The sequence below is a fragment of the Streptomyces sp. NPDC029836 genome, assembly GCF_055574495.1.
In genome coordinates this window covers 302,293-325,127 of sequence record NZ_JBVHZI010000004.1, presented here as the reverse complement: position 1 = coordinate 325,127, position 22,835 = coordinate 302,293, and the positions used below count along the sequence as shown (strand labels likewise).

The window sequence follows — 22,835 nt, the reverse complement described above, 5'->3', positions numbered from 1 at the left end:
TCAGTACGCCAGGGAGCGGTCGACGGCGTCGAGCACCCTGTCCAGGCCGGGCAGGTACTCGTCCTCCAGGCGGGCCGGCGGGTACGGCGCGTGGAAGCCGCCGACGCGCAGGACCGGCGCTTCGAGGTGGTAGAAGCAGCGCTCCGTGATGCGCGCCGCGATCTCGGAGCCCATGCCGAGGAACACCGGCGCCTCGTGGACGACCACGAGCCGGCGGGTGCGCTCCACGGAGGCCTGGAGCCCGTCGAAGTCGACCGGGGACATCGAGCGCAGGTCCACGACCTCGATCGACTTGCCCTCCTCGGCGGCCGCGGCGGCGGCCTCCAGACAGACCTTCACCATGGGGCCGTAGGCCGCCAGGGTGACGTCGGTGCCGGAGCGGGCGACGCGCGCCTTGTGCAGCTCGCCGGGGATGGCCTCGACGTCGACCTCGCCCTTGTCCCAGTAGCGCCGCTTCGGCTCGAAGAAGATCACCGGGTCGTCGCTGAGGATGGCCTGTTGGAGCATCCAGTAGGCGTCGCTCGCGTTCGACGGCGAGACCACCTTGAGGCCCGGTACGTGCGCGAAGAGCGCCTCGGGGGACTCGCTGTGGTGCTCGACGGCGCCGATGCCGCCCGCGTACGGGATGCGGATGACGACCGGCATCTTGATCTTGCCGAGCGCCCGGGCGTGCATCTTCGCGAGCTGCGTGACGATCTGGTCGTACGCGGGGAAGACGAACCCGTCGAACTGGATCTCCACGACCGGCCGGTACCCGCGCAGGGCCAGGCCGATGGCGGTGCCGACGATGCCCGACTCGGCGAGCGGGGTGTCGATGACCCGCTCCTCGCCGAAGTCCTTCTGCAGCCCGTCGGTGATGCGGAAGACGCCGCCCAGCTTGCCGACGTCCTCACCCATGATCAGGACCTTGGGGTCCGTCTCCAGGGCCTTGCGCAGCGACTCGTTGAGCGCCTTCGCGATCGACATCTTTTCGATGGCCATGGTGGTCACTCCCCACCCTCGAAGGACGCGAGGTAGGAGGCGAACTGCGCCCGCTCCTCGTCGACGAGCGCGTGCCCGTCCGCGTAGACGTTCTCGAAGATCGCCATCGTGTCGGGGTCGGGCATGGCCCGTACGACCTCGCGCACGCGCTTGCCCAGGACCTCGCTCTCCGCCTCCAGCTCCGCGAAGAACGCCTCGTCGGCGCCCCCGGAGGCCAGCAGGTGGGCCTTCAGGCGCAGGATCGGGTCCTTCGCCTCCCAGGCCGCGGTCTCCTCGTCGCGCCGGTACTTCGTCGGGTCGTCCGAGGTGGTGTGCGCGCCCATGCGGTACGTGAACGCCTCGACCAGGGTCGGGCCCTCGCCGCGGCGCGCGCGCTCCAGCGCCCAGCGCGTGACCGCGAGGCATGCCAGGACGTCGTTGCCGTCGACGCGTACGCCGGGGAAGCCGAAGCCCTGCGCGCGCTGGTAGAGCGGCACGCGCATCTGGCGCTCGGTGGGCTCGGAGATCGCCCACTGGTTGTTCTGGCAGAAGAACACGACCGGCGAGTTGTAGACGGCCGAGAAGGTGAAGGCCTCCGCGACGTCGCCCTGGCTGGACGCGCCGTCGCCGAAGTACGCGATGACGGCCGAGTCGGCGCCGTCCTTGGCCACGCCCATGGCGTAGCCGGTCGCGTGCAGCGTCTGCGAGCCGATGACGATCGTGTACAGGTGGAAGTTGTTGATCGTCGGGTCCCAGCCGCCGTGGTTCACACCGCGGAACATGCCGAGCAGGTTGGTCGGGTCGACCCCGCGGCACCAGGCCACGCCGTGCTCGCGGTAGGTCGGGAAGACGTAGTCGTCGTCCCGCAGGGCCCGGCCGGAGCCGATCTGCGCCGCTTCCTGGCCGAGCAGCGAGGCCCACAGGCCCAGCTCGCCCTGGCGCTGGAGGGCGGTCGCCTCGCCGTCGAAGCGGCGGGTCAGGACCATGTCGCGGTACAGCCCGCGCAGGTCGTCGGTGGTGATGTCCGCGACGAAGGGCGCGAACTCCGCGAGGTCCGGATGGTCCGCCACCTCGACCCGTTCTCCTTCGGGCGTCAGCAGTTGTACGAGCTGAGGCTCGGCGTCGTGCGGCTGTGCGGTGGCGGCGGCGGCCTTGCGGGCGCTCGCCGCGCCGGCTGCCCGCTTGGTGCCGCTGCTGCGTCGCGGCTTGCGCGCGGCAGTGCTCTCCACGGTCACGTGTGCTCCTCCGTCGGTCCGGCACCCGGGTTCTCCGGGGTCCAGTGCGGCTCACCTGCATCTGTACCCGCGCACGGGGTGGGTGCGCGTCGAGTACGGGATTCAGGCGTGACAGGTGCCCCGGCGAGTGCCCTGCGCAATGCACGTTACCCAGTGCGTCGTATAACCGCGAAACCCCGTTTGACCTGCGATTTTGCTTGGATATCCAAGTAAATCGGCGGGAGCGCGAACAACCACTGGTCACAGCCTTGCAGGGGGCCGGAACAACGGCACGTTATCCCGGGTAACTCCGGCAGGGAAGGGGTGAGTGTGTGAAACTGACTTCGTGCGCGAAGACGGAAAAATCAAGGTATTCCTCCTGGACGACCACGAAGTGGTACGTCGGGGTGTTCATGAGCTGTTGTCGGTCGAAGACGACATCGAGATCGTCGGTGAGGCCGGTACCGCGGCGGACGCGCTGGTGCGCATCCCGGCGACCCGCCCCGACGTCGCGGTCCTCGACGTGCGACTCCCGGACGGCAGCGGCGTCGAGGTGTGCCGGGAGGTGCGCTCGCAGAACGAGGACATCAAGTGCCTGATGCTGACCTCGTTCGCCGATGACGAGGCCCTCTTCGACGCGATCATGGCCGGCGCCTCCGGTTACGTCCTCAAGGCGATCCGCGGCAACGAACTGCTGAGCGCCGTACGGGACGTGGCGGCCGGCAGGTCGCTGCTGGACCCCGTCGCGACCGCACGGGTGCTGGAGCGGCTGCGCGACGGCAAGAACGGCAAGGGCGACGACCGGCTCTCCAACCTCACCGAGCAGGAGCGCAAGATCCTCGACCTGATCGGCGAGGGCCTGACGAACCGGGTCATCGGCGAGCGGCTGCACCTCGCCGAGAAGACGATCAAGAACTACGTCTCCAGTCTGCTCTCGAAGCTCGGCATGGAGCGCCGCTCCCAGGCCGCCGCGTACGTGGCCCGCCTCCAGGCGGAGAAGCGCGCGTAGCTCCACCCGGCCACCGGGCCGATGACACACGGTGACGGACCCCCGGGGGACGGTGCCCGACCCCGGGGCCGCCAGTGGCGCCCTCGGCGCTCTCGGCCCATTCGGGACCAACGTCCCCGATGATCGGGGCGGGATCCCCTTTCCCGACGCCGCGTCGGTGCCGGACAGTGGTCGCATGTCCCCTGAGGAACTCCACGCCATCGAACTGCTGCGCCGCGTGCCCTACGGCCGAGTCGCCACCAGCATGCGCGCGCTGCCCTTCCTCGCCCTCGCCCGCCACATCGTGGTGGACGACAAGGTCGTCCTGAGAATGCACGCCGGTTTCGGCTATCACCAGGCCTGCAACGGCAGTGTCGTCTCGTACGGGGCGGACAACTTCAATTCCCCCGACGAACGGTTGTGGTCGGTGCAGTTCACCGGCACCGCGGAGATCGTCGAACCGACCAACGGGGAACTGGAACTATTCGGTCCGGGCCCGCATTTCGTGGACGGCGCGGTCTTCGATCCGGTCTACATGCGCATCGAACCCCAACTCGTCACCGTCCACACCCTGGCCGGGAACACGAACCGCCGGGAACGGCAGTACCAACACGCATTGTGATCATCGGACGGACCGACCTCGCGCGCGGGGACGCGAAAGGGCCCGGCGGAATTGGTTCCGCCGGGCCCTTTCGCGTACTTCGGATGCGTTCGGGTGCCTACTCGACCGGGTTCGCCGGGCCGCCCGTGACGGGGTCCGTCGGCTCCTTCGTCGGAGGCTCCGTCGTCGGAGGCTCCTTCGTGGGGGGCTCCTTCGTGGGGGGTGTCGGGTCCACCGGCGTGGTCTTGCTCGCCGTCGGGGTCGGGCTCGTGCTGGCGCTCGCCGTCGGGCCCGTGCTCGGCGTGAACTTGTTGCTCTTGGTCGGGTTCGGCGCGTACGTCTCCTCGTACGTCTTCGAGGTCGACGGCGCCGAGGGGCTCGACTCGGGTTCCGGGCTGGTCTCCCCCGGCTTGCTCTGCGAGGCGCCCGGCGAGCTCTGGTTCGTGCTCGGGGTCTTGTCCTTGTTGCTGTTGTTCTCGCTGACGTTCTTCCACGCGTACGCCACACCGCCGGCGATGGCGAGCACCGCCACCAGCGCGAACAGCATCATCTTCCAGCGCCCGCCGCGCGGACGCTCGCCGTAGCCGCCGTAGCCGCCCTGACCGCCGCCCGGGCCGCCGTGACCGCCGCCGCCCGGGAACGCGGAGCCGTCGTCCGGGTTGAGCGGCGGCACCATCGGCTGCTGGAACTGCGAGGTCGTCGAGTGCGAGGGGAACTGGCCACCGTTGCCGTTCGCCTGCATCGCCGTGGTCGGCGAGCCGGGCTGGCCGTGCGGGAGGGACATGGTGACCGGACCGGTGTTCCAGGTGCCGGTGTTCGCGCCCTGCTCCTGGAGCATCTGCAGCGCGTACTGGGTGAGTCCGCGCATCTCCTCGGCGCTCTGGAACCGGTCGTCCGGGTCCTTGGCGAGCGACCGCATGACCAGGCCGTCGAGTTCCTTCGGGATCGAACCGCCCTCGGGCAGCTGCGAAGGCGGCACCGGGGCGTCCTGCACGTGCTGGTAGACCACCGAGAGCGGGGTCTCGCCGGTGAAGGGGGGCCGCAGCGCGAGGAGTTCGTAGAGGAGGCAGCCGGTCGCGTACAGGTCGCTGCGGTGGTCCACGGCCTTGCCGAGGGCCTGTTCGGGCGACAGGTACTGCGGGGTGCCCATGACCATGCCGGTCTGGGTCATCGTCGACTGCACGCCGTGCAGGGCGCGGGCGATGCCGAAGTCCATCACCTTCACCGCGCCGGTGTTGGTGATGATGACGTTCGCGGGCTTGATGTCACGGTGCACGATGCCGTGCTGGTGGGAGTACGCGAGGGCTTCCAGCACGCCCGAGACGATGATCAGCGCCTGCTCGGGGCCCGGGGCCTCGGCGCTGATCAGCAGGTCGCGGATGGTGCGGCCCTCGACGAGCTCCATCACGATGTAGGGGACGACGTTCGGTCCGACCCGGTCCTCGCCCGAGTCGTACACGGCGACCACGGCGTGGTGGTTGAGGCCGGCGACGGACTGGGCCTCGCGCGTGAACCGGGCCTTGGACACCGGGTCCTCGGCGAGGTCGGCGCGCAGCAGCTTCACGGCGACGGTACGGCCCAGGCGCACGTCCTCGGCGGCGAAGACCTCAGCCATGCCGCCGCGGCCCAGGCGGTGGGTCAGCCGGTAGCGGCCGTCCCCGACGATGCCGCCCGCGCCCCAATGTTCAGGACCGTCGGCCATCCCGGCGCCGTTTCCCTCGGGTTCGGGTGCCATCAGTCCTCGCCGTCGTCTCTCTCGTCCGCTCTAGCGGTGGGTCCTCATCGGGTCCTCATCGGGTGCTCCGACGAACGCTACAGCCTCCGAACCGGTCACCGTCCGGACGAAGGCGGCGCGTGCCCCCGTGGTCACGGAACGGGTACCTGGCTTGACGTGTGCTTGCCCTCCGGCAGACTGGGCGCCACATGCGCTCAGCCGGACGCGTGGGGACGCAGCCCGAGGGGAAGCAACAGTCATGAGCCAGGACGGCACACAGGGCCGGTACGCAGGCGGCTCTCTGGCCGGCGGCCGTTACCAGCTAAGGGATTTGCTGGGTGAGGGCGGCATGGCGTCGGTCTACCTCGCGTACGACTCCGCGCTGGACCGGCAGGTGGCGATCAAGACCCTGCACAGCGAACTGGGGCGCGAGGCGTCCTTCCGCGAGCGGTTCCGCCGTGAGGCGCAGGCTGTTGCGAAACTGTCGCACACCAATATCGTCTCGGTCTTCGACACGGGCGAGGGCGAAGTCGTCTTCGGCGGCTCCGGCGGCGGCGACAGCACCGTGATGCCCTACATCGTCATGGAATACGTGGAAGGTCAGCCCCTGGGCTCCGCCCTGGAGGCCGACATCCGCCAGTACGGCGCGATGCCCGCGGACAGGGCGCTGAAGGTGACGGCCGACGTGCTGGCCGCGCTGGAGACCAGCCACGAGATGGGGCTGGTCCACCGCGACATCAAGCCCGGCAACGTGATGATGACCAAGCGCGGCGTCGTCAAGGTGATGGACTTCGGCATCGCCCGCGCCATGCAGTCGGGCGTCACCTCGATGACGCAGACCGGCATGGTCGTCGGCACCCCGCAGTACCTCTCCCCGGAGCAGGCCCTGGGCCGTGGCGTGGACGCCCGTTCCGACCTGTACTCGGTCGGCATCATGCTGTTCCAGCTGCTGACCGGGCGGATCCCCTTCGACGCGGACTCGCCGCTGGCCATCGCGTACGCGCACGTGCAGGAGGAGCCGGTGGCTCCGTCGACCATCAACCGGGCGGTCACCCCGGCGATGGACGCGCTCGTCGCCCGGGCGCTGAAGAAGAACCCGAACGAGCGCTACCCCACGGCCGCCGCCATGCGCGACGACCTGCTGCGGGTGCTGTCGGCCGGTCGGACGGGCGCGCCGGCGATCGTGCCCGGCGCCGTCACCGGGGGCAGCGGCGCCGGCGTGGGTTCGGCCGTGTTCCCGCCCGTCGACTCCGGGTTCCAGGCCCCGCCGCCGCAGTCGCTCCAGCAGCCCTACCAGGCGCCGTCCCCGTACGCGCCGACGCCCCCGCCGCAGCACCACCAGGGCGGGTACGCGTACCCGCAGCAGGGCGTGCACACGCCGGCGCCGCAGCAGTACGCGCCGCAGACGCCGGCGCCGTTCACCATCTCCCCGTCGCACCAGGGCGGCGCGACGGGCGGCTCGGGCGGTGGCCGGCGGAACACGCCGGTCGTGGTCGGCGCGATCGTCGTGGCCCTGCTGGCCGTCGGCGGTCTGATCGCGGCGCTCTCGATGAACGGCAAGGACGAGGACCCGCAGGCCGGCCCGGGGCCGAGCGCCTCCGCGTCGGCGTCCGCGTCCGGGTCCGCCAAGGCGGGCTTCAAGGGGCCGGACACCTCGCGCACGATCGACGTCGAGAAGTGCAAGAAGCCGTCCAAGGCCTACAAGGACGCGAACAAGGTCATCGCGCCCGACCTGCGGTACAAGAACCTCCGCTCGGTCAAGGAGTGCCTCCAGGCCGCCGGCTGGCGCTACGAGATCGAGACGCGGGACGAGGCGGTCTACGGCCAGGACACCGTCCTGGAGCAGCTGCCCGCGGCCGGTGACGACGTGGCGAAGGACGACACGGAGTTCAAGCTGATCGTCTCCAGCGGCAACCCGCAGTAGGACCCGCGGAGGGACCCGTAGCAGGACCCGCGGGAGGACCCGTAGGAGGAGACGGTCGGTCCGGGGCTTCCCGGGCGACCCGCACGACACACCCGGCATCCCGGGCCACCCCGATGGGCGGCCCGGGATGCCGCTTTTGCCCCACTATGTAAATCTGAGCACGAACCTGCCGCCGTCGGCCCGGTCATTCGGCCGCCCGTTAGCCCGCCCGTCCGCCGCTCCGCCGCTCCGCCGCTCGGTCCTCGGTCTTCCGCTTTGCCGGATCTCGGTTTCCGCTTCCTCGGTCAACCGGAACGGGAGGGGCTCCCCGTGACTCATCGCCTCCGCGTCCCGCACTGGGCGGCCGGAGCCGCGCTCGCCGCCGCGCTGCTGGTCACGGCGCCGGCGAGCGCCGCCCTCGACGTCGCCGCGGCCACCGTCGCCGGTCGGACCACCGACGCCGACGGCGGGCCCCGCGAGGACCTCGCCGGCAGCGCCGCCGGGGAGGGGCGGGAGCGGCCCGGGCGCCCGGTCGGCGAACCGGCCTCCGTGGACGTGGCCCCGGTGTCGCGTCCGCTGCGGCCGGTCCACCCCGTCCGGCCCGCGCACCCCGTACGGCCCGCGCAGCCGCCGCCCGGCGAGCCGGTCCTCCCTCCGGAGGTCGCGCCCGAGCCGCGGCCGCCCGCCGCGGCGCGGCCGCCGTCCTCCGTCACCGCGATCGGCACCGGGCCGAACGAGCGGGCCGCCGATCTGGCCGCCCACATACTGCCGCTCGGCACCGGGCTGGCCCTGATGGGACTAGGCCTCGGCTTCATGGGGATGCGGCTGCGGCGCGGCCGCTGACCGCCCCGGAACCGGCCTCCTCGGGGCCCGTGACCACCCCCGGATCCTCCCGGGGGTCCTTGCGAGCAAGGGCATACTCGGTATACATACTGAGTATGTCCATTCGCCACGGTCTTCTCGCCCTGCTGGAACGGGGCCCCCGGTACGGCTCCCAACTGCGTTCCGAATTCGAATCCCGCACCGGCTCCACCTGGCCCCTCAACGTCGGGCAGGTGTACACCACCCTCGGCCGCCTGGAGCGCGACGGACTCGTCGCCCCCGGCGGCGAGGACGCGGCCGGACACACCCTGTACGCCATCACCGACACCGGGAGCGCCGAACTGCGCGAGTGGTACGAGCGCCCCGTCGACCGCACCAACCCGCCGCGCGACGAGCTGTCCATCAAGCTCGCCATGGCCGTCGGCGCCCCCGGCGTGGACATCCGCGCCGTGATCCAGTCCCAGCGGCACGCCACCGTGCGGGCCATGCAGGACTACACCCGGCTCAAGGCCAGGGCCCTCGGCGCCATCGAGAGCGGCGAGGCCGACGAACGCGACGACCTCGCCTGGCTGCTCGTCCTGGAGCAGTTGATCTTCCAGACCGAGGCCGAGGCCCGCTGGCTCGACCACTCCGAGGCACGGCTCGTACGGCTCTCCCAGCAGGCCGGCCGGACCCCCGCCGGGCCCGCCGCCCCCGCTCCGCCGGGGACCGCCACCGACGAGCCCGCCACCGAGCCCACCGCCGGCGCCACCGCCGGCCGGCCCCGTACCGCCCGACCGCGGCGGGGCTGACCACCGTTCCAAGGGGGAACCCTCATGCCCGACCAGCACACCACGCAACCCGTACTCCAACTGGACCGGCTCGTGCGCACCCACGGCAGCGGCGCCACCGAGGTGCACGCCCTGCGCGGGATCGACCTCGTCGTCCACCCCGGCGAACTCGTCGCCGTGATGGGCCCGTCCGGATCCGGCAAGTCCACGCTGCTCACCCTCGCGGGCGGCCTCGACACCCCGACCAGCGGCCGGGTCCTCGTCGAGGGCCTCGACATCACCACCGCGAGCCGCAAACAACTCGCCGCCATGCGCCGGCGCAGCATCGGCTACGTCTTCCAGGACTACAACCTGATACCGGCCCTCACCGCGGCCGAGAACGTGGCGCTGCCCCTCGAACTCGACGGCGTCCCCGCCCGCAGGGCCCGCGTCGCCTCCATCGCCGCGCTGGAGGAGATGGGCCTCGCGCAGCTCGCCCACCGCTTCCCCGACGAGATGTCCGGCGGCCAGCAACAGCGCGTCGCCATCGCCCGCGCGCTGGTCGGCGACCGCCGACTGGTCCTCGCCGACGAGCCCACCGGCGCCCTCGACTCCGAGACCGGTGAATCCGTACTGGCCCTGCTGCGCAACCGCTGCGACGCGGGCGCGGCCGGGATCCTGGTCACGCACGAACCCCGCTTCGCCGCCTGGGCGGACCGGGTCGTCTTCCTGCGCGACGGCACCGTCGTGGACGAGACCCTGCGCAGCGGCGCCGACTCGCTGCTCTCGGGGCGGGCGGCCGGCCTGTGACCTCCCCGTTCGGTTCCTGGTTCCACCCCTGGGTCGCGGCCCTGCGCATCGCCCGTCGCGACGCCTGGCGCGCCAAGGGCCGCAGCGCCCTCGTCCTGTCGATGATCGCCCTGCCGATCGTCGGCGTGAGCGCCGCGGACCTCGCCCTGCGCAGCGGCGAGCTCTCCCCGCAACAGACCCTGACCCGCGAGCTCGGGGCGGCCGACGCCCGGATCACCGAATCCCACGTCGACGCCGCCGTGTTCCAGCACCCGGACGGCGAGCACTACGCGCCGGTCGGCGGCTACGACGCCTACCGGCCGGGCAAGCAGCCGCAGGCGCAGCCGCTGAAGGCCTCGGTCCCCGCGGGCGCCCGGTCCGTCCAGGACACCTCGGGCCACACCAAGGTGCACACCGCGCACGGCCTCCTCGCCACCGAACTGCGCGAGCTGGACGTGCACGACCCGCTGACCCGGGGCCTGATCACGCTCGACCGCGGCCGACTGCCCTCCGGGCGGGGGGAGGTCGTCGCCACCAACGCCTTCCTGAAGGCCTCCGGGCTGTACGTCGGCTCCTCGGTCACCCCGCGCGGCTCACCGGCCGCGTACAAGGTGGTGGGGGCGTACGAGCTCCCCTCCGCGCTACGGACCACGGAGCTGCTCGCCCTCCCCGGCACCCTGTTCGCCCCGCTGAACAAGGCGCTCCAGGCCACCGGAGCGCCGGGGGTGACCGAGCGGACCTCGTACCTGGTCTCGGTCGGCGGCGATGGTTTCACGTGGAACATGGTCAAGGAGGCCAACACCAAGGGCGCGCTCGTGCGTTCCCGCGCCGTGGCGCTGAACCCGCCCGCCGACTCCGACGTCCCGCTGTTCCGCCAGGCGCCGAAGGAGCAGTTCGAGCTGACCGGCACGGGCGGCACCCTCACCGAGCGGGCCGTCCTGGCCACCGTCATCGGCCTGACCATGCTGGAGGTGTGCCTGCTCGCCGGGCCCGCCTTCGCGGTCGGCGCCCGGCGCTCGCGCCGCCAGCTGGGGCTGCTCGGCGCCAACGGCGGCGACCGGCGGCACATCCGGGCCGTCGTGCTCTCCGGCGGCCTCGTGATCGGCGCCGTCGCGGCCGTGATCGGCACCGCGGTCGGTGTGGCCCTCACCGTCGGGCTGCGGCCCGTCCTGGAACAGCAGCTCGGCGCCCGCTTCGGCGGCTTCGACGTCCGCCCGCTGGAACTGCTCGGCATCGCCCTGCTCGCCGTGCTGACCGGGCTCCTCGCGGCGGTCGTGCCCGCCGTCACCGCCTCCCGACAGACCGTACTGGCCTCCCTGACCGGCCGTCGGGGCGTCCGCCGCGCCAACCGGGTGTTGCCCCTCGTCGGCCTCGCCGCCGTGGCCGGGGGCACCGCGATCGTCCTCTACGGAGCGACCCGCCAGGTCAGCACCACCGTCGTCGCCGGGGGCAGCGCCATCGCCGAACTGGGCGTCGTCGCCCTCACCCCGCTCCTCGTCGGCTTGTTCGGGCGGCTCGGACGCCTGCTGCCGCTCTCGCCGCGGCTCGCGCTGCGCGACGCCGTCCGCAACCGGGGGCGTACCGCGCCGGCCGTGGCCGCCGTACTGGCCGCCGTCGCGGGCACCGTGGCGGTCTCCACCTACGAGCACAGTCGTGACGTACAGGCCCGGCACGAGTACGTGGCCGAACTCCCCGCCAACGTCGGGACCCTGACCGCCAATGACAACACCGGGCACAAGGACGTCCCGGCCCTGCGCGCCACCCTCAGCAGCACGCTGCCGGTCGCCGTACGGGCCGATGTCGACCGCTTCGTGGTCGGCAACCCGAACTGCGAGATGCGCGACTCCGACCTGACCTGCGGACGCGTCGAACTCATCACCCCGAAGGAACAGCGCTGCCCGCTCCTCGAAGCACCCGGCGGGGTCGACTCCTTCACCCCGGCGCAGGCCCGTGAACTGCGCAAGGACTCGCGGTGCGCACCGCGCACGCACTTCTCGGCGCCCGATGTGGTCATCGCCGACGAGAAGCTGATGACCGTCCTCGCGGTCACCGACCCCGGATCCACCGCCGCCCTCAAGGAGGGCCGGCCGGTCTCCTTCGAACCGCACGACGTGAAGGACGGGAAGATCACCCTGCGGGTCGTCACCGACCAGGCCGCCGTAGAGGAGGCAGCCGGGAAGAACGCCGAAGTCCCCGGCCGGGACACGGTGCTCGCCGTCCACACGGCCCCGCGTCCCGCCGAGGCCTGGGGCATCCGACTGGTCGTACCGCCGGCCGCCGCGAAGAACGCGGGCCTCGCCACGGCTCCCGTCGGCGCCTGGTTCAGCCTCGACGGGAAGGCGACCGGCGCGCAGCGGCAGACGCTCGACGGGGAGATCGACCGGATGGGCGCCGACGCCCGGTTCAGGATCGAGGAGGGCTACCAGAAGGAGAGCACCCTCGGCGTCCTCGTCCTCACCGTCTTCGCGGGGCTGATCACCATCGGCGCGGCCGGCATCGCCACCGGCCTCGCGCAGGCCGACGCCGAGGCCGACCTGAAGACGCTCGCGGCGGTCGGCGCGGCCCCGCGCGTGCGACGCACCCTGAGCGGCTTCCAGTGCGGGGTGGTCGCTCTGATGGGCGTGGTCCTCGGCTCCGCCGCCGGGATCCTGCCGGCGGTCGGGCTGCGGCTCACCCAGGAACGCGAACAGGAACGCCTGATCCGCAACGGCATCGAGAGGGGCTGGGCCACGGTGCAGGACACCGAGCTGTACGTGCCGATCGCCGTGCCCTGGCCCACGCTGGCCGGACTGCTGATCGTGGTCCCGCTGGGAGCGGCGCTGCTCGCGGCGCTGGTCACCCGCTCGAGCGGCGCACTGGCCCGCCGCGAGGCCGGCTGACCCCCGCGACGGGGGCCGGGCCTATGTTCCGGCCCCCGGACAGGGTGGATCACGCTCCCGCGGGGGCACACCGTGTGAGTACGCAGGTGTGCGAGAGAATGACGGCATGGAGATGCCGAGGAGTGAACGGTCGCAGGACAGCCCCCCGAACGTCCTGATCGTGGGACAGGACGGGATGGCGGTCGGCGGCGCCGATGACGAGTCGCGCGAGGTCCCGGTGACGGAAATGGTCGAACAGCCCGCCAAGGTCATGCGGATCGGCAGCATGATCAAGCAACTCCTGGAAGAGGTACGCGCCGCGCCTCTCGACGAGGCGAGCCGGGTCCGGCTCAAGGACATCCACGCCGCCTCCGTCAAGGAGCTCGAAGACGGCCTCGCACCGGAACTGGTCGAGGAACTGGAGCGCCTGTCCCTGCCGTTCACCGAGGAGGCCATTCCCTCCGAGGCGGAACTGCGGATCGCGCAGGCACAGTTGGTGGGTTGGCTGGAGGGCCTCTTCCACGGCATCCAGACGGCCCTGTTCGCGCAGCAGATGGCGGCGCGGGCCCAGTTGGAGCAGATGCGCCGCGCCCTGCCGCCCGGCGGATCGCACGAGGACGACGAGGACGGCCCCCACGGCGCGGTCCGCTCCGGCCCGTACCTCTAACCCCGCCCCACCCGGCGGGCCCGGAGCCCCAGGCCCCGAGCCCGCCACCACTCTGCGGGGGCGCGATCCGATCCCCCCGCCCCAGCCCTGCCGGCGTTTGAGGCGCGGGCCCGGGCGGCGCCCGATCCAGCCCCGCCGGCGCTTGGGGCGCGGGCCCGGGCGGCGACCAACCCAGCCCCGCCGGCGCTTGGGGCGCGGGCCCGGGCGGCGACCAACCCAGCCCCGCCGGCGTTTGAGGCGCGGGCCCGGGCAGCGCCCGGAAACCCCCGACCCCACCGCCCCCACGCGGCACGGGCCCGGTCACCCCCTTCCAGCCCCACCGACGCTTGAGGCGCGGGCCCGGGCAGCGACCAACCCAGCCCCGCCGGCGTTTGAGGCGCGGGTCCGGGCGGCGCCCGGAAACCCCCGACCCCACCGCCCCCACGCGGCACAGGCCCGGTCACCCCCTTCCAGCCCCGCCAACACTTGAGGCGCGGGTCCGGGCGGCGCCCGGAAACCCCCGACCCCCTCCAGCCCCGCCGGCGATTGAGGCGCGGCCCCACGCCGCCGGTGGACAACCCCCGGCCCCCATACTCAAGGGCATGACCTACGACGCGATCGTCCTGGCCGGCGGCGCCGCCCGCCGCCTCGGCGGGGCCGACAAGCCGGGCCTGCGCGTCGGCGGCCGCGCCCTGCTGGACCGGGTCCTCGACGCGTGCGCCGACGCCGGGACCACCGTCGTGGTCGGCGGCCGCCGGGCGACGGCCCGCCCGGTGCGCTGGGCCCGGGAGAACCCGCCCGGCGGCGGCCCCGTGGCCGCGCTGGACGCCGGGCTGCGGGCCACGACGGCCGGGCTGGTCCTCGTACTCTCCGCCGACCTGCCCTTCCTCGACCGGGACACCGTCCGCGCGCTACTGACCGCCGACGGGCCGGACGGGGCCCTGCTCCGGGACCCCGACGGCCGGGACCAGCCGCTGGTCGCCGCCTACCGCGCGGAGCCCCTGCGCCGCGAGATCGCCCTGCTCGCCACCGAGCACGGCACCCTCAACGGGCTGCCACTGCGCGCCCTGACCGCCGAGCTCGACCTGACCTCCGTCACCGCCACCGCACCCCTCGCCTCCTTCGACTGCGACACCTGGGAGGACCTGGCGTCGGCCCGGGCCCGGATCAGGGAGCATGGGACCGTGCTGGAGCAATGGATCAACGCCGCCAAGAACGAGCTCGGCATCGACGTCGACGTCGACGTCACGGCCCTGCTCGACCTCGCCCGTGACGCCGCCCACGGCGTCGCCCGGCCCGCGGCTCCGCTGACGACCTTCCTCGTGGGCTACGCGGCGGCCCGCGCCGAGGCGCAGGGCGCCGACCCGGCGCAGGCCGTCCTCGACGCCTGCCGCAAGACCGCCGAGCTGGCCCTGCGCTGGGCCGACGAAGCGACCCCCGCCGACGGCAAGCCCGCCGACGCCAAGCCCGCCGAGGCGGGCCCCGCCGATCCCCAGGAGAGCGGCTCAGGATGACCCGTACCGACGCCGACGGCGCCCTGGACGAAGCCCTTGCCCTGGTCAGCCGCGATGCCCGGGCCGGCGACGCCGGAGGCCACCGCGCCACGGCCTGGCCGCACGCCCGAGCGGCGGCCGTCCGGGCCGGCTCGGGCGTACGCGGCCGCAGCCACCGGGTACCGCTCCCCGACGCGCTCGGCGAGGTGCTGGAGGCCCCCCTGGAGGCCCTCAGCGACCTGCCGTCCTTCGACACCTCCGCCATGGACGGCTGGGCCGTCGCCGGACCCGGCCCCTGGCGGACCCGCCCCGGCGGGGTCCTGGCCGGGACGGAGCCGCCGGCTCCGCTCGCCGACGGCGAGGCCGTCAGGATCGCCACCGGCGCCCGCGTCCCGGCGGACACCAGCGCCGTGATCCGCAGCGAGCACGTCCGCGAGGTCGGCGCCCAACTGCACGCCGAGCGGGCCGTCAGCACCGGCCAGGACATCCGTCCGCGCGGCCAGGAGTGCCGCTCCGGGGACCTGCTGCTGCCCGTCGGCTCCCTCGTCACCCCCGCCGTCCTCGGTCTCGCCGCGGCCGCCGGGTACGACGAGCTGGTCACCCGGCCCCGGCCCCGCGTCGAGGTGCTCGTCCTCGGCGACGAGCTGCTGGCCGAGGGCCGACCCCACGACGGACTGATCCGCGACGCCCTCGGCCCGATGCTCGGCCCCTGGCTCACCCGGATCGGGGCGCAGGTCACCGGTACGCGCCGGCTCGGGGACGACCCGGCCGGGGCGCAGGCCCTGTACGAGGCCGTCGCCGGCTCCTCCGCGGACCTGCTGATCACCACCGGCGGCACCGCGTCCGGTCCCGTCGACCACGTACACCCGGTGCTGGCCCGCGCCGGTGCCGAGCTGCTCGTGGACGGGGTCGCCGTGCGCCCCGGGCACCCGATGCTGCTGGCCCGCATCGGCGACCGGGCGGACGGGCGGCACGTCGTCGGCCTGCCCGGCAACCCGCTGGCGGCCGTCTCCGGGTTGCTGACCCTCGCCGAACCCCTGCTGCGCGCCCTCGCGGGCCGCCGGCAGCGGCCGCGCTACACCGCGCCGGTGCAGGGGGACGTGCCCGGCCACCCGCACGACACCCGGCTCGTGCCGGTGCTGCTGACCGACGAACATGCCGTGCCGCTGCGGTACAACGGCCCGGCGATGCTGCGCGGCGTGGCCGCCGCCGACGCGCTGGCCGTCGTACCGCCGCACGGCGCACGATCCGGGCAGGACCTCGAAATCCTCGACCTGCCCTGGGCTTCGGGGGGATGTTTCACGTGAAACTTCACGGCCAGGACGCCATGGCGCGCGGCGCGGACGAAAAACTCGTCTCGCGCCGCATCAAGCTGCCCAAACGCGTCGTCGAGAAGCCGCTACGGCAGGTGAGCCGGCGGCTGCTGATGGCCCTGTTCGTGCTCTGTCTGACGGTTCTGATCGTCTGGCTCGACCGCGAGGGGTACCACGACAACGCGAACGGGTCGGTCGATCTCCTCGACTGCGTCTACTACGCGACCGTCACCCTGTCCACGACGGGCTACGGCGACATCGTCCCGCACAGCGACACCGCGCGGCTGGTCAACGTCCTGTTGATCACCCCGCTTCGGGTGCTGTTCCTGATCATCCTGGTCGGCACCACCCTGGAAGTGCTCACCGAACGCACCAGGGAAGAATGGCGGCTGAGTCGCTGGAGGAAGAACTTGCGCGAGCACACGGTCGTCGTCGGCTTCGGTACCAAGGGCCGTTCGGCGCTGCAGACCCTGCTGGCCACGGGCCTCAGCCGGGAACAGGTGGTCATCGTCGACCCCAGTGCCAAGGTCATCGACACCGCCAACGCGGAGGGGCTCACGGGTGTGGTCGGCGACGCCACCCGCTCGGACGTCCTGCTGCGCGCGGAGATCCAGAAGGCCCGTCAGATCGTCATCGCCACCCAGCGGGACGACACGGCGGTCCTGGTGACGCTGACGGCACGCCAGCTCAACCGGGGCGCGAAGATCGTCGCGGCGGTCCGCGAGGAGGAGAACGCGCCGCTGCTGAAGCAGTCCGGCGCGGACGCGGTCATCACCAGCGCGAGCGCGGCCGGACGGCTCCTCGGGCTGTCGGTGCTCAGCCCGAGCGCGGGCACCGTGATGGAGGACCTCATCCAGCAGGGCAGCGGCCTCGACCTGATCGAACGCCCCGTCAACAAGTCCGAGGTGGGCCGCAGCGTGCGGGAGACCGACGACCTGGTGGTGAGCGTGCTGCGCGGCCACCGTCTGCTCGCCTACGACGACCCGCACGCGAGCCCGCTCCAGTTGACGGACCGGGTCATCAGCATCGTGCGCGCCACGCGTCCGCTCTCGCCCAATGTGACGTTCGGCCCGGTGGAGTAGGCCCCCCGGACGGGTCCGCGCCGGGTCGGTGCCGGGTCGGTGCCGGGGCCGCGCGCCGGGTCGTACGCGGCGGCGTCCTGCCGTCGCGGGGCGCCTTCGCGTAGCCTCCGGGCCATGCATGCGATCACGATCGAGCAGCCCGGTGGCCCCGAGGCCCTGGTCCGGGCCGACGTACCCGATCCGGTGGCCGGCGAGGGGGAGGTGATCGTCGCGGTCGCGGCGAGCGCCGTGAACCGCGCCGACGTCCTCCAGCGGCAGGGTTTCTACGATCCTCCGCCCGGCGCCTCCCCCTACCCCGGCCTGGAGTGTTCCGGCCGCATCGCCGCCCTCGGGCCGGGCGTGTCCGGCTGGTCGGTGGGCGACGAGGTGTGCGCGCTGCTGTCCGGCGGCGGTTACGCGGAGCGGGTGGCCGTCCCGGCGGGGCAGCTGCTGCCCGTGCCGGCGGGCATCGACCTGGTGACGGCCGCCGCGCTGCCGGAGGTCGTCGCGACGGTGTGGTCCAACGTGTTCATGGTCGCCGGGCTGCGTCCCGGCGAGACCCTGCTCGTGCACGGCGGCTCCAGCGGCATCGGCACGATGGCGATCCAGCTCGGCAAGGCGGTCGGCGCACGGGTCGCGGTGACCGCGGGCGGCAAGGAGAAGCTCGCGCGCTGCGCGGAGCTGGGCGCGGACATCCTCATCGACTACCGCGAGCAGGACTTCGTGGAGGAGCTGCGGTCCGCCACCGGCGGCGCCGGCGCGGACGTGATCCTCGACATCATGGGCGCGAAGTACCTGGCGCGGAACCTGGACGCGCTGGCCGTCAACGGGCGACTTGCCGTGATCGGGATGCAGGGCGGCGTGAAGGCCGAACTGAACCTGGGCACCCTGCTGGCCAAGCGCGCGGCCATCACCGCCACCTCGCTGCGGACCCGGCCGCTGGAGGAGAAGGCCGCCATCATCGCGGCCGTACGCGAACACGTGTGGCCGCTGGTGGCTGCGGGGCGGGTGCGCCCCGTGGTGCACGCGACGTTCCCGATGGCCGAGGCGGCGCAGGCCCACCGGGTGCTGGAGTCCAGCGCCCACGTCGGCAAGCTGCTGCTGACCGTGTAGGGCCGGAACGCGTCCTGCGCCTCGGACGGGCGGAACTCGGACGCGCGGCGGAACGGGTGGTACGGCCGGGCGGGGTGGGGGTCCCGCCCGGCCGTGTTCCCGGGGCCGCCGCCCCGGGAGTCCTCGGCCGCGGCCCCGGCCGCCCGGTTAGGACGGGCGGCCCGGGGCTGCGGATCGCAAGCCTCGGATCAGAGGCTTCGTACCGCCGCAGTCCTCGCGGCGGAGGCTTCGCACCGCAGGCGTCGCGGCGGAGACCTCGCGGTGGAGACCTCGCGGTGGAGGTCTCCGATCAGAGGCTGCGCAGCAGCACCGACGGGGATTCCACGCAGTCGGCGACGTACCGCAGGAAACCGCCGGCCGCGCCGCCGTCACAGACGCGGTGGTCGAAGGTCAGCGACAGCTGGACGACCTTGCGCACGGCCAGCTCCCCCTGGTGCACCCACGGCTTGGGGATGATCCGGCCCACGCCGAGCATGGCCGCCTCGGGGTGGTTGATGATCGGCGTGGAGCCGTCGACCCCGAAGACCCCGTAGTTGTTCAGCGTGAACGTCCCGCCCGTGAGGTCGGACGGTGCCAGCTTCCCCGCCCGGGCCAGCTCGGTCAGCCGGGCGAACTCGGCCGACAGGGACTCCGGGCTGCGGTCCTGCGCGTCCCGGACGACCGGGACCATCAGCCCCCGCTCCGTCTGCGCGGCGAAACCGAGGTGCACGGCCGGGAGCCGGACGATCTCGTTCGCCGCCAGGTCGACGGTGGAGTTGAGCTCGGGGTACTTGGCGAGCGCGGCCGTGCAGATCCGGGCGAGCAGCGCCAGCACCGAGATCTTCGGCCCGTCCACGGCGTTCATCGCGGCCCGGGCCGCCATCAGTTCGGTGGCGTCCGCGTCGACCCAGCAGGTGGCCTCGGGGATCTCGCGCCGGCTGCGCGAGAGCTTCTCGGCGACGGCCCCGCGCAGTCCCTTGAGCGGGATCCGCTCGCCTTGAAGGGCGGGTCGGGCCGCCGCGACGGGCGCCGCGGACGTGACGGACGGCGTGGGCGCGCCCGCCAGGGCCGCCTCGACGTCGGCCCGCAGGATCAGTCCCTGCGGACCGGATCCGTGCAGGGCCCGCAGGTCGAGCCCGTTGTCCCGGGCCAACTTGCGCACCAGCGGCGAGATCACCGGAACGGGCCCGCCGGCGACCACCGGAGCGGCCGCGGCCACGACCGCCGGGGCGGCCTGCGGAGCGGCCACAACCACCTCCGCCGGAGCGGCCTGCGCCGCACCCGCCGGACGGACCCGACGGCGCCGCGCCGGCCGGGAGTGGTCCGTGCCGTAGCCGACCAGCACGTTGCCCGACCCGGACGACTGCTCCGCCGGCTCCGGCTCCGGCATGGTGCCCGAACCGACGGCCACCGTGATCAGCGGGGCGCCGACCGGGAGTTCCGTACCCTCCTCGCCGAAGCGCGCGGTGACCACGCCGCCGTACGGGCAGGGCACCTCGACCATCGCCTTGGCGGTCTCGACCTCGACGACCGGCTGGTCGATCTCGACCACGTCGCCCACGGCCACCAGCCAGCGGACGATCTCCGCCTCGGTGAGCCCCTCCCCGAGGTCGGGCAGCTTGAACTCCAGTACCTGCGGCATCAGTTCTCCCACTGCAGGCGGGCCACGGTGTCCAGGATCCGGTCCACACCGGGCAGGTGGTGCTTCTCCAACATCGGCGGCGGGTATGGGATGTCGAAGCCCGTCACGCGCAGCACGGGCGCCTCCAGGTGGTGGAAGCACCGCTCCGTCACGCGGGCGGCGATCTCCGCGCCCGGTCCGCCGAAGCCGCCGGCCTCGTGGACCACGACCGCGCGCCCGGTCCGGCGTACGGAGGCCACGACCGTGTCCTCGTCGAACGGGACGAGCGAGCGCAGGTCCACGACCTCCAGGTCCCAGCCCTCCTCGCGGGCCGCCTCGGCCGCCTCCAGACAGACCGGCAGCGACGGCCCGTAGGTGATCAGCGTGGCGCTCGTGCCCGCCCGGCGGACCAGCGCCTTCCCGATCCCGGGGACCTCGTCCGGGGCGTCCGGCGACCACGGCGACTTCGACCAGTACAGCCGCTTGGGCTCCAGGAAGACCACCGGGTCGTCGCTAGCGATCGATGCGCGCAGCAGCCCGTACGCGTCCTCGACGGTCGCCGGGGTGACGACCGTCAGACCGGGCGTGGCGACGTAGTACGCCTCGGAGGAGTCGCAGTGGTGCTCGACGCCGCCGATGCCGCCGCCGTACGGGACGCGGATGGTGATCGGCAGCGGCATCGCGCCCCGGGTGCGGTTGCGCATCTTCGCGACGTGCGAGATGAGTTGCTCGAAGGCCGGGTACGCGAACGCGTCGAACTGCATCTCCACGACCGGCCGCAGCCCGTACATGGCCATGCCGACCGCGGTGCCGAGGATCCCGGCCTCCGCGAGCGGGGTGTCCGTCACTCGGTCCTCGCCGAACTCCTTCACGAGGCCGTCCGTGATCCGGAAGACCCCGCCGAGCGCCCCGACGTCCTCGCCCATCACGTGGACGGTCGGGTCCTCGGCCATCGCGTCGCGCATGGCCCGGGTGAGGGCCTGCGCCATCGTCGCGGGCTTCACCGCCCGCTGTGCCACCGTGCTCACGCCTCTTCCTCGGCTTCCAGTTCGGCGCGCAGCAGGTCGGCCTGCTCGCGCAGTCGTCCGGTCTGCTCCGCGTAGACGTGCGCGAACAGGTCCATCGGGTCCACGACCGGTTCGGCGTTCATCCGCTCGCGCAGGTTCGCGGCCATCGCCTCGGCCGCGTCGCGCGCCTCCCGGATGCCGTCCTCGTCGAGGATCCCGCGGGCGGTGAGCTCGCGCTCCAGCAGTTCCACCGGGTCGTGCGCCTTCCAGGCCTCCACCTCGGCGTCGGTGCGGTAGCGGGTCGCGTCGTCCGCGTTCGTGTGGGCCTCCATCCGGTACGTGACGGCCTCGATGAGGGTGGGTCCGCCGCCGGCGCGGGCTCGCTGGACGGCCTCGGTGAGGACCTCGTGCATGGCCGCGACGTCGTTCCCGTCGACCAGTCGGCCGGGCATGCCGTAGCCGACGGCCTTGTGGGCCAGCGTGGGCGCCGCGGTCTGCTTGGCGAGCGGGACGGAGATGGCGAAGCCGTTGTTCTGGACCAGGAAGACCACCGGGGCCTGCCAGACGGCCGCGAAGTTCAGCGCCTCGTGGAAATCGCCCTCACTGGTGCCGCCGTCACCGACCATGGCCAGCGCGACGACGTCGTCCCCGCGCAGCCGGGCGGCGTGGGCGACGCCCACCGCGTGCGGCAGCTGGGTGGCGAGGGGGGTGCACAGCGGGGCTATCCGGTACTCGCGCGGGTCGTACCCGGTGTGCCAGTCGCCCCGCAGCAGCGTGAGCGCCTGTACGGGGTCCAGACCGCGGGCCACGGCCGCCAGGGTGTCCCGGTAGCTCGGGAAGAGCCAGTCCTGCTCCTCCAGGACCAGCGCGGCCGCGATCTCGCAGGCCTCCTGGCCGACGGTGGACGGGTACACGGCGAGACGGCCCTGCCGGGTCAGCGCGGTGGCCTGCGCGTTGTAGCGGCGGCCGCGCACGAGTTCGGCGTAGTACCGGCGCATCAGCGCCGGGTCGAGGCGGTCGGCCGCCTCGGTGCCCAGCACCCGGTACGGCTCGGGGTCCGGAAGCAGCGCCGCTGCGTCCGTACGGGGCCTCCAGGCGGGCGGCGGGGTTACACGGTGGGACGCACCGGCACCGGGCAGCTCTTGGACCGTCATGGCGGCGTACACCTCCTCGTGGGAAGCGGGCAGGGAGTGCCCCGGATGTGAGGCCCCTCACCAACCGATTGTTCGGTTGTCCGGGCAATTTGGCTACAGGCGGCTCCAGGCTGTGGACAAACTGGCGCCGGGGCCGTGGGATGGGTGCAGGACGTCCAGGAGAGGGAGGCATCGGGCAATGCCGGATGAACAAATGGCCGGAGCCGGTTCCGGCCCGGTCCCGCCGGGGGCGGTCACGGGCGCCCCTCCGGTGCCTTCCCGCCCCCTGGATCCGATCGACCGGTCGATCATGCGGCTGCTCCAGGCCGACGGCCGGGCCTCCATACGCTCGGTGGCCGAGCAGGTCCACGTGTCGCGGGCCAATGCCTACGCCCGGATCAACCGGCTCATCGACGACGGGGTGATCCGTGGGTTCACCGCCCGGGTGAACCACGAACGGGCAGGTCAGGGCGCTTCCGCCTATATCACCCTGAAGATCGTCCAGAATTCCTGGCGGACGGTGCGCGAGCAGCTGCGCGAGTTGCCGGGCGCGGCGCACATCGCACTGGTCAGCGGCGACTTCGACGTACTGCTGCTCGTCCACACCCCGGACAACCGGACCTTGCGCGAGCTGGTCCTGACGCGTCTGCAGTCCATCCCGGAGGTCCTCTCCACGCGCACGCTGCTGGTTTTCGAGGAGACGGACCTCCTCGACCCGGGCCCCGCCACCGGGCCGGCCCTCACGGAGGAGTGAACGACCGCCCCGCACAGGACACCGGTACGACTGATCCGACCGGGTGGTGCGAGGGGGCGGTCGACAACGCGAGTGCGCCCCCCGGATTCCGGGGGGCGCACTCGGTCGCACTCACAT

Annotated in this window: 19 protein-coding genes; 13 read left to right on the top strand and 6 right to left on the bottom strand. The window is 73.0% G+C overall.

What is annotated here, in order from left to right:
* Both ACZ4XJ_RS15180 and pdhA (ACZ4XJ_RS15175) read right to left on the bottom strand, forming a co-directional pair.
* The gene (locus ACZ4XJ_RS15180) at positions 1-981 is read right to left on the bottom strand and encodes an alpha-ketoacid dehydrogenase subunit beta (RefSeq protein ID WP_362875198.1); all 981 of its coding nucleotides are present in this window, start codon (positions 979-981) and stop codon (positions 1-3) included.
* Between the two features lie 5 nt (positions 982-986).
* Entirely contained in the window at positions 987-2,195 is a 1,209-nt protein-coding gene (pdhA, locus tag ACZ4XJ_RS15175; protein WP_383987121.1) for a pyruvate dehydrogenase (acetyl-transferring) E1 component subunit alpha, read from the bottom strand.
* Positions 2,196-2,520: 325 nt separating this feature from the next.
* Between pdhA (ACZ4XJ_RS15175) and ACZ4XJ_RS15170 the strand changes: the two genes are divergently transcribed.
* Positions 2,521-3,183, top strand: a complete 663-nt coding sequence (locus tag ACZ4XJ_RS15170) for a response regulator transcription factor (protein ID WP_362875196.1) — start codon at positions 2,521-2,523, stop codon at positions 3,181-3,183.
* A gap of 175 nt (positions 3,184-3,358) precedes the next feature.
* Positions 3,359-3,784: a pyridoxamine 5'-phosphate oxidase family protein gene (locus ACZ4XJ_RS15165; protein WP_468496419.1), complete on the top strand. Its 426-nt coding sequence runs from the start codon at positions 3,359-3,361 to the stop codon at positions 3,782-3,784.
* A 97-nt stretch (positions 3,785-3,881) separates the two neighbouring features.
* On the opposite strand, the gene ACZ4XJ_RS15160 is transcribed toward ACZ4XJ_RS15165, so the two are convergent.
* Positions 3,882-5,498 carry a protein kinase domain-containing protein gene (locus ACZ4XJ_RS15160; RefSeq protein ID WP_468496418.1) on the bottom strand — a complete coding sequence of 539 codons (1,617 nt, stop codon included), beginning with the start codon at positions 5,496-5,498 and terminating at the stop codon, positions 3,882-3,884.
* Positions 5,499-5,736: 238 nt separating this feature from the next.
* On the opposite strand from ACZ4XJ_RS15160, the gene ACZ4XJ_RS15155 reads away from it, so the two are divergent.
* The 10 genes from ACZ4XJ_RS15155 to ACZ4XJ_RS15110 all read left to right on the top strand — a co-directional run bounded on the left by ACZ4XJ_RS15155 (position 5,737) and on the right by ACZ4XJ_RS15110 (position 18,224).
* The gene (locus ACZ4XJ_RS15155) at positions 5,737-7,401 is read left to right on the top strand and encodes a protein kinase domain-containing protein (RefSeq protein ID WP_362875193.1); all 1,665 of its coding nucleotides are present in this window, start codon (positions 5,737-5,739) and stop codon (positions 7,399-7,401) included.
* Positions 7,402-7,710: 309 nt separating this feature from the next.
* Complete coding sequence (locus ACZ4XJ_RS15150; protein ID WP_468496417.1) at positions 7,711-8,223, top strand: hypothetical protein; 513 nt, start codon at positions 7,711-7,713, stop codon at positions 8,221-8,223.
* Positions 8,224-8,318: 95 nt separating this feature from the next.
* Positions 8,319-8,993 (top strand): PadR family transcriptional regulator, encoded by a 675-nt coding sequence (locus tag ACZ4XJ_RS15145; protein WP_362875191.1) that lies wholly within the window; start codon positions 8,319-8,321, stop codon positions 8,991-8,993.
* Between the two features lie 24 nt (positions 8,994-9,017).
* Positions 9,018-9,761 carry an ABC transporter ATP-binding protein gene (locus ACZ4XJ_RS15140; RefSeq protein ID WP_468496416.1) on the top strand — a complete coding sequence of 248 codons (744 nt, stop codon included), beginning with the start codon at positions 9,018-9,020 and terminating at the stop codon, positions 9,759-9,761.
* Positions 9,762-9,862: 101 nt separating this feature from the next.
* Entirely contained in the window at positions 9,863-12,619 is a 2,757-nt protein-coding gene (locus tag ACZ4XJ_RS15135; RefSeq protein ID WP_468496563.1) for an ABC transporter permease, read from the top strand.
* Between the two features lie 106 nt (positions 12,620-12,725).
* Positions 12,726-13,265, top strand: coding sequence for a bacterial proteasome activator family protein (locus tag ACZ4XJ_RS15130; protein ID WP_281211160.1), 540 nt, complete (start codon positions 12,726-12,728; stop codon positions 13,263-13,265).
* Positions 13,266-13,846: 581 nt separating this feature from the next.
* Positions 13,847-14,758 carry an NTP transferase domain-containing protein gene (locus tag ACZ4XJ_RS15125; RefSeq protein ID WP_362875189.1) on the top strand — a complete coding sequence of 304 codons (912 nt, stop codon included), beginning with the start codon at positions 13,847-13,849 and terminating at the stop codon, positions 14,756-14,758.
* Positions 14,755-16,044, top strand: coding sequence for a molybdopterin molybdotransferase MoeA (locus tag ACZ4XJ_RS15120; protein WP_468496415.1), 1,290 nt, complete (start codon positions 14,755-14,757; stop codon positions 16,042-16,044). Before ACZ4XJ_RS15125 ends, ACZ4XJ_RS15120 begins: the two co-directional genes overlap by 4 nt.
* Positions 16,032-17,132, top strand: coding sequence for a potassium channel family protein (locus ACZ4XJ_RS15115; RefSeq protein ID WP_362875187.1), 1,101 nt, complete (start codon positions 16,032-16,034; stop codon positions 17,130-17,132). Before ACZ4XJ_RS15120 ends, ACZ4XJ_RS15115 begins: the two co-directional genes overlap by 13 nt.
* 114 nt (positions 17,133-17,246) lie before the next feature.
* On the top strand, positions 17,247-18,224 hold the full coding sequence (locus ACZ4XJ_RS15110; RefSeq protein WP_362875186.1) for an NAD(P)H-quinone oxidoreductase: 978 nt from the start codon (positions 17,247-17,249) through the stop codon (positions 18,222-18,224).
* Between the two features lie 289 nt (positions 18,225-18,513).
* On the opposite strand, the gene ACZ4XJ_RS15105 is transcribed toward ACZ4XJ_RS15110, so the two are convergent.
* The 3 genes from ACZ4XJ_RS15105 to pdhA (ACZ4XJ_RS15095) are packed head-to-tail and all read right to left on the bottom strand — an operon-like array spanning position 18,514 to position 21,985.
* Positions 18,514-19,845 (bottom strand): dihydrolipoamide acetyltransferase family protein, encoded by a 1,332-nt coding sequence (locus tag ACZ4XJ_RS15105; protein ID WP_362875185.1) that lies wholly within the window; start codon positions 19,843-19,845, stop codon positions 18,514-18,516.
* On the bottom strand, positions 19,845-20,813 hold the full coding sequence (locus ACZ4XJ_RS15100; RefSeq protein WP_362875466.1) for an alpha-ketoacid dehydrogenase subunit beta: 969 nt from the start codon (positions 20,811-20,813) through the stop codon (positions 19,845-19,847). Before ACZ4XJ_RS15100 ends, ACZ4XJ_RS15105 begins: the two co-directional genes overlap by 1 nt.
* Positions 20,814-20,848: 35 nt before the next feature.
* Positions 20,849-21,985 carry a pyruvate dehydrogenase (acetyl-transferring) E1 component subunit alpha gene (gene pdhA / locus ACZ4XJ_RS15095; protein ID WP_468496414.1) on the bottom strand — a complete coding sequence of 379 codons (1,137 nt, stop codon included), beginning with the start codon at positions 21,983-21,985 and terminating at the stop codon, positions 20,849-20,851.
* A gap of 178 nt (positions 21,986-22,163) precedes the next feature.
* Here pdhA (ACZ4XJ_RS15095) and ACZ4XJ_RS15090 point away from each other — a divergent pair, with 178 nt between their 5' ends.
* Positions 22,164-22,718 (top strand): Lrp/AsnC family transcriptional regulator, encoded by a 555-nt coding sequence (locus ACZ4XJ_RS15090; RefSeq protein ID WP_383987158.1) that lies wholly within the window; start codon positions 22,164-22,166, stop codon positions 22,716-22,718.
* Positions 22,719-22,835 lie beyond the last annotated feature (117 nt).

Excerpts from the sequence above, each read along its gene's own strand:
- ACZ4XJ_RS15180 (WP_362875198.1), bottom strand. The coding sequence starts at position 981 with ATGGCCATCGAAAAGATGTCGATCGCGAAGGCGCTCAACGAGTCGCTG.
- ACZ4XJ_RS15165 (WP_468496419.1), top strand. The coding sequence starts at position 3,359 with ATGTCCCCTGAGGAACTCCACGCCATCGAACTGCTGCGCCGCGTGCCC.
- ACZ4XJ_RS15160 (WP_468496418.1), bottom strand. The coding sequence starts at position 5,498 with ATGGCACCCGAACCCGAGGGAAACGGCGCCGGGATGGCCGACGGTCCT.
- ACZ4XJ_RS15155 (WP_362875193.1), top strand. The coding sequence starts at position 5,737 with ATGAGCCAGGACGGCACACAGGGCCGGTACGCAGGCGGCTCTCTGGCC.
- ACZ4XJ_RS15145 (WP_362875191.1), top strand. The coding sequence starts at position 8,319 with ATGTCCATTCGCCACGGTCTTCTCGCCCTGCTGGAACGGGGCCCCCGG.
- ACZ4XJ_RS15140 (WP_468496416.1), top strand. The coding sequence starts at position 9,018 with ATGCCCGACCAGCACACCACGCAACCCGTACTCCAACTGGACCGGCTC.
- ACZ4XJ_RS15135 (WP_468496563.1), top strand. The coding sequence starts at position 9,863 with ATGATCGCCCTGCCGATCGTCGGCGTGAGCGCCGCGGACCTCGCCCTG.
- ACZ4XJ_RS15130 (WP_281211160.1), top strand. The coding sequence starts at position 12,726 with ATGGAGATGCCGAGGAGTGAACGGTCGCAGGACAGCCCCCCGAACGTC.
- ACZ4XJ_RS15125 (WP_362875189.1), top strand. The coding sequence starts at position 13,847 with ATGACCTACGACGCGATCGTCCTGGCCGGCGGCGCCGCCCGCCGCCTC.
- ACZ4XJ_RS15120 (WP_468496415.1), top strand. The coding sequence starts at position 14,755 with ATGACCCGTACCGACGCCGACGGCGCCCTGGACGAAGCCCTTGCCCTG.
- ACZ4XJ_RS15115 (WP_362875187.1), top strand. The coding sequence starts at position 16,032 with ATGTTTCACGTGAAACTTCACGGCCAGGACGCCATGGCGCGCGGCGCG.
- ACZ4XJ_RS15110 (WP_362875186.1), top strand. The coding sequence starts at position 17,247 with ATGCATGCGATCACGATCGAGCAGCCCGGTGGCCCCGAGGCCCTGGTC.
- ACZ4XJ_RS15105 (WP_362875185.1), bottom strand. The coding sequence starts at position 19,845 with ATGCCGCAGGTACTGGAGTTCAAGCTGCCCGACCTCGGGGAGGGGCTC.
- ACZ4XJ_RS15100 (WP_362875466.1), bottom strand. The coding sequence starts at position 20,813 with ATGGCGCAGGCCCTCACCCGGGCCATGCGCGACGCGATGGCCGAGGAC.
- pdhA (WP_468496414.1), bottom strand. The coding sequence starts at position 21,985 with ATGACGGTCCAAGAGCTGCCCGGTGCCGGTGCGTCCCACCGTGTAACC.
- ACZ4XJ_RS15090 (WP_383987158.1), top strand. The coding sequence starts at position 22,164 with ATGCCGGATGAACAAATGGCCGGAGCCGGTTCCGGCCCGGTCCCGCCG.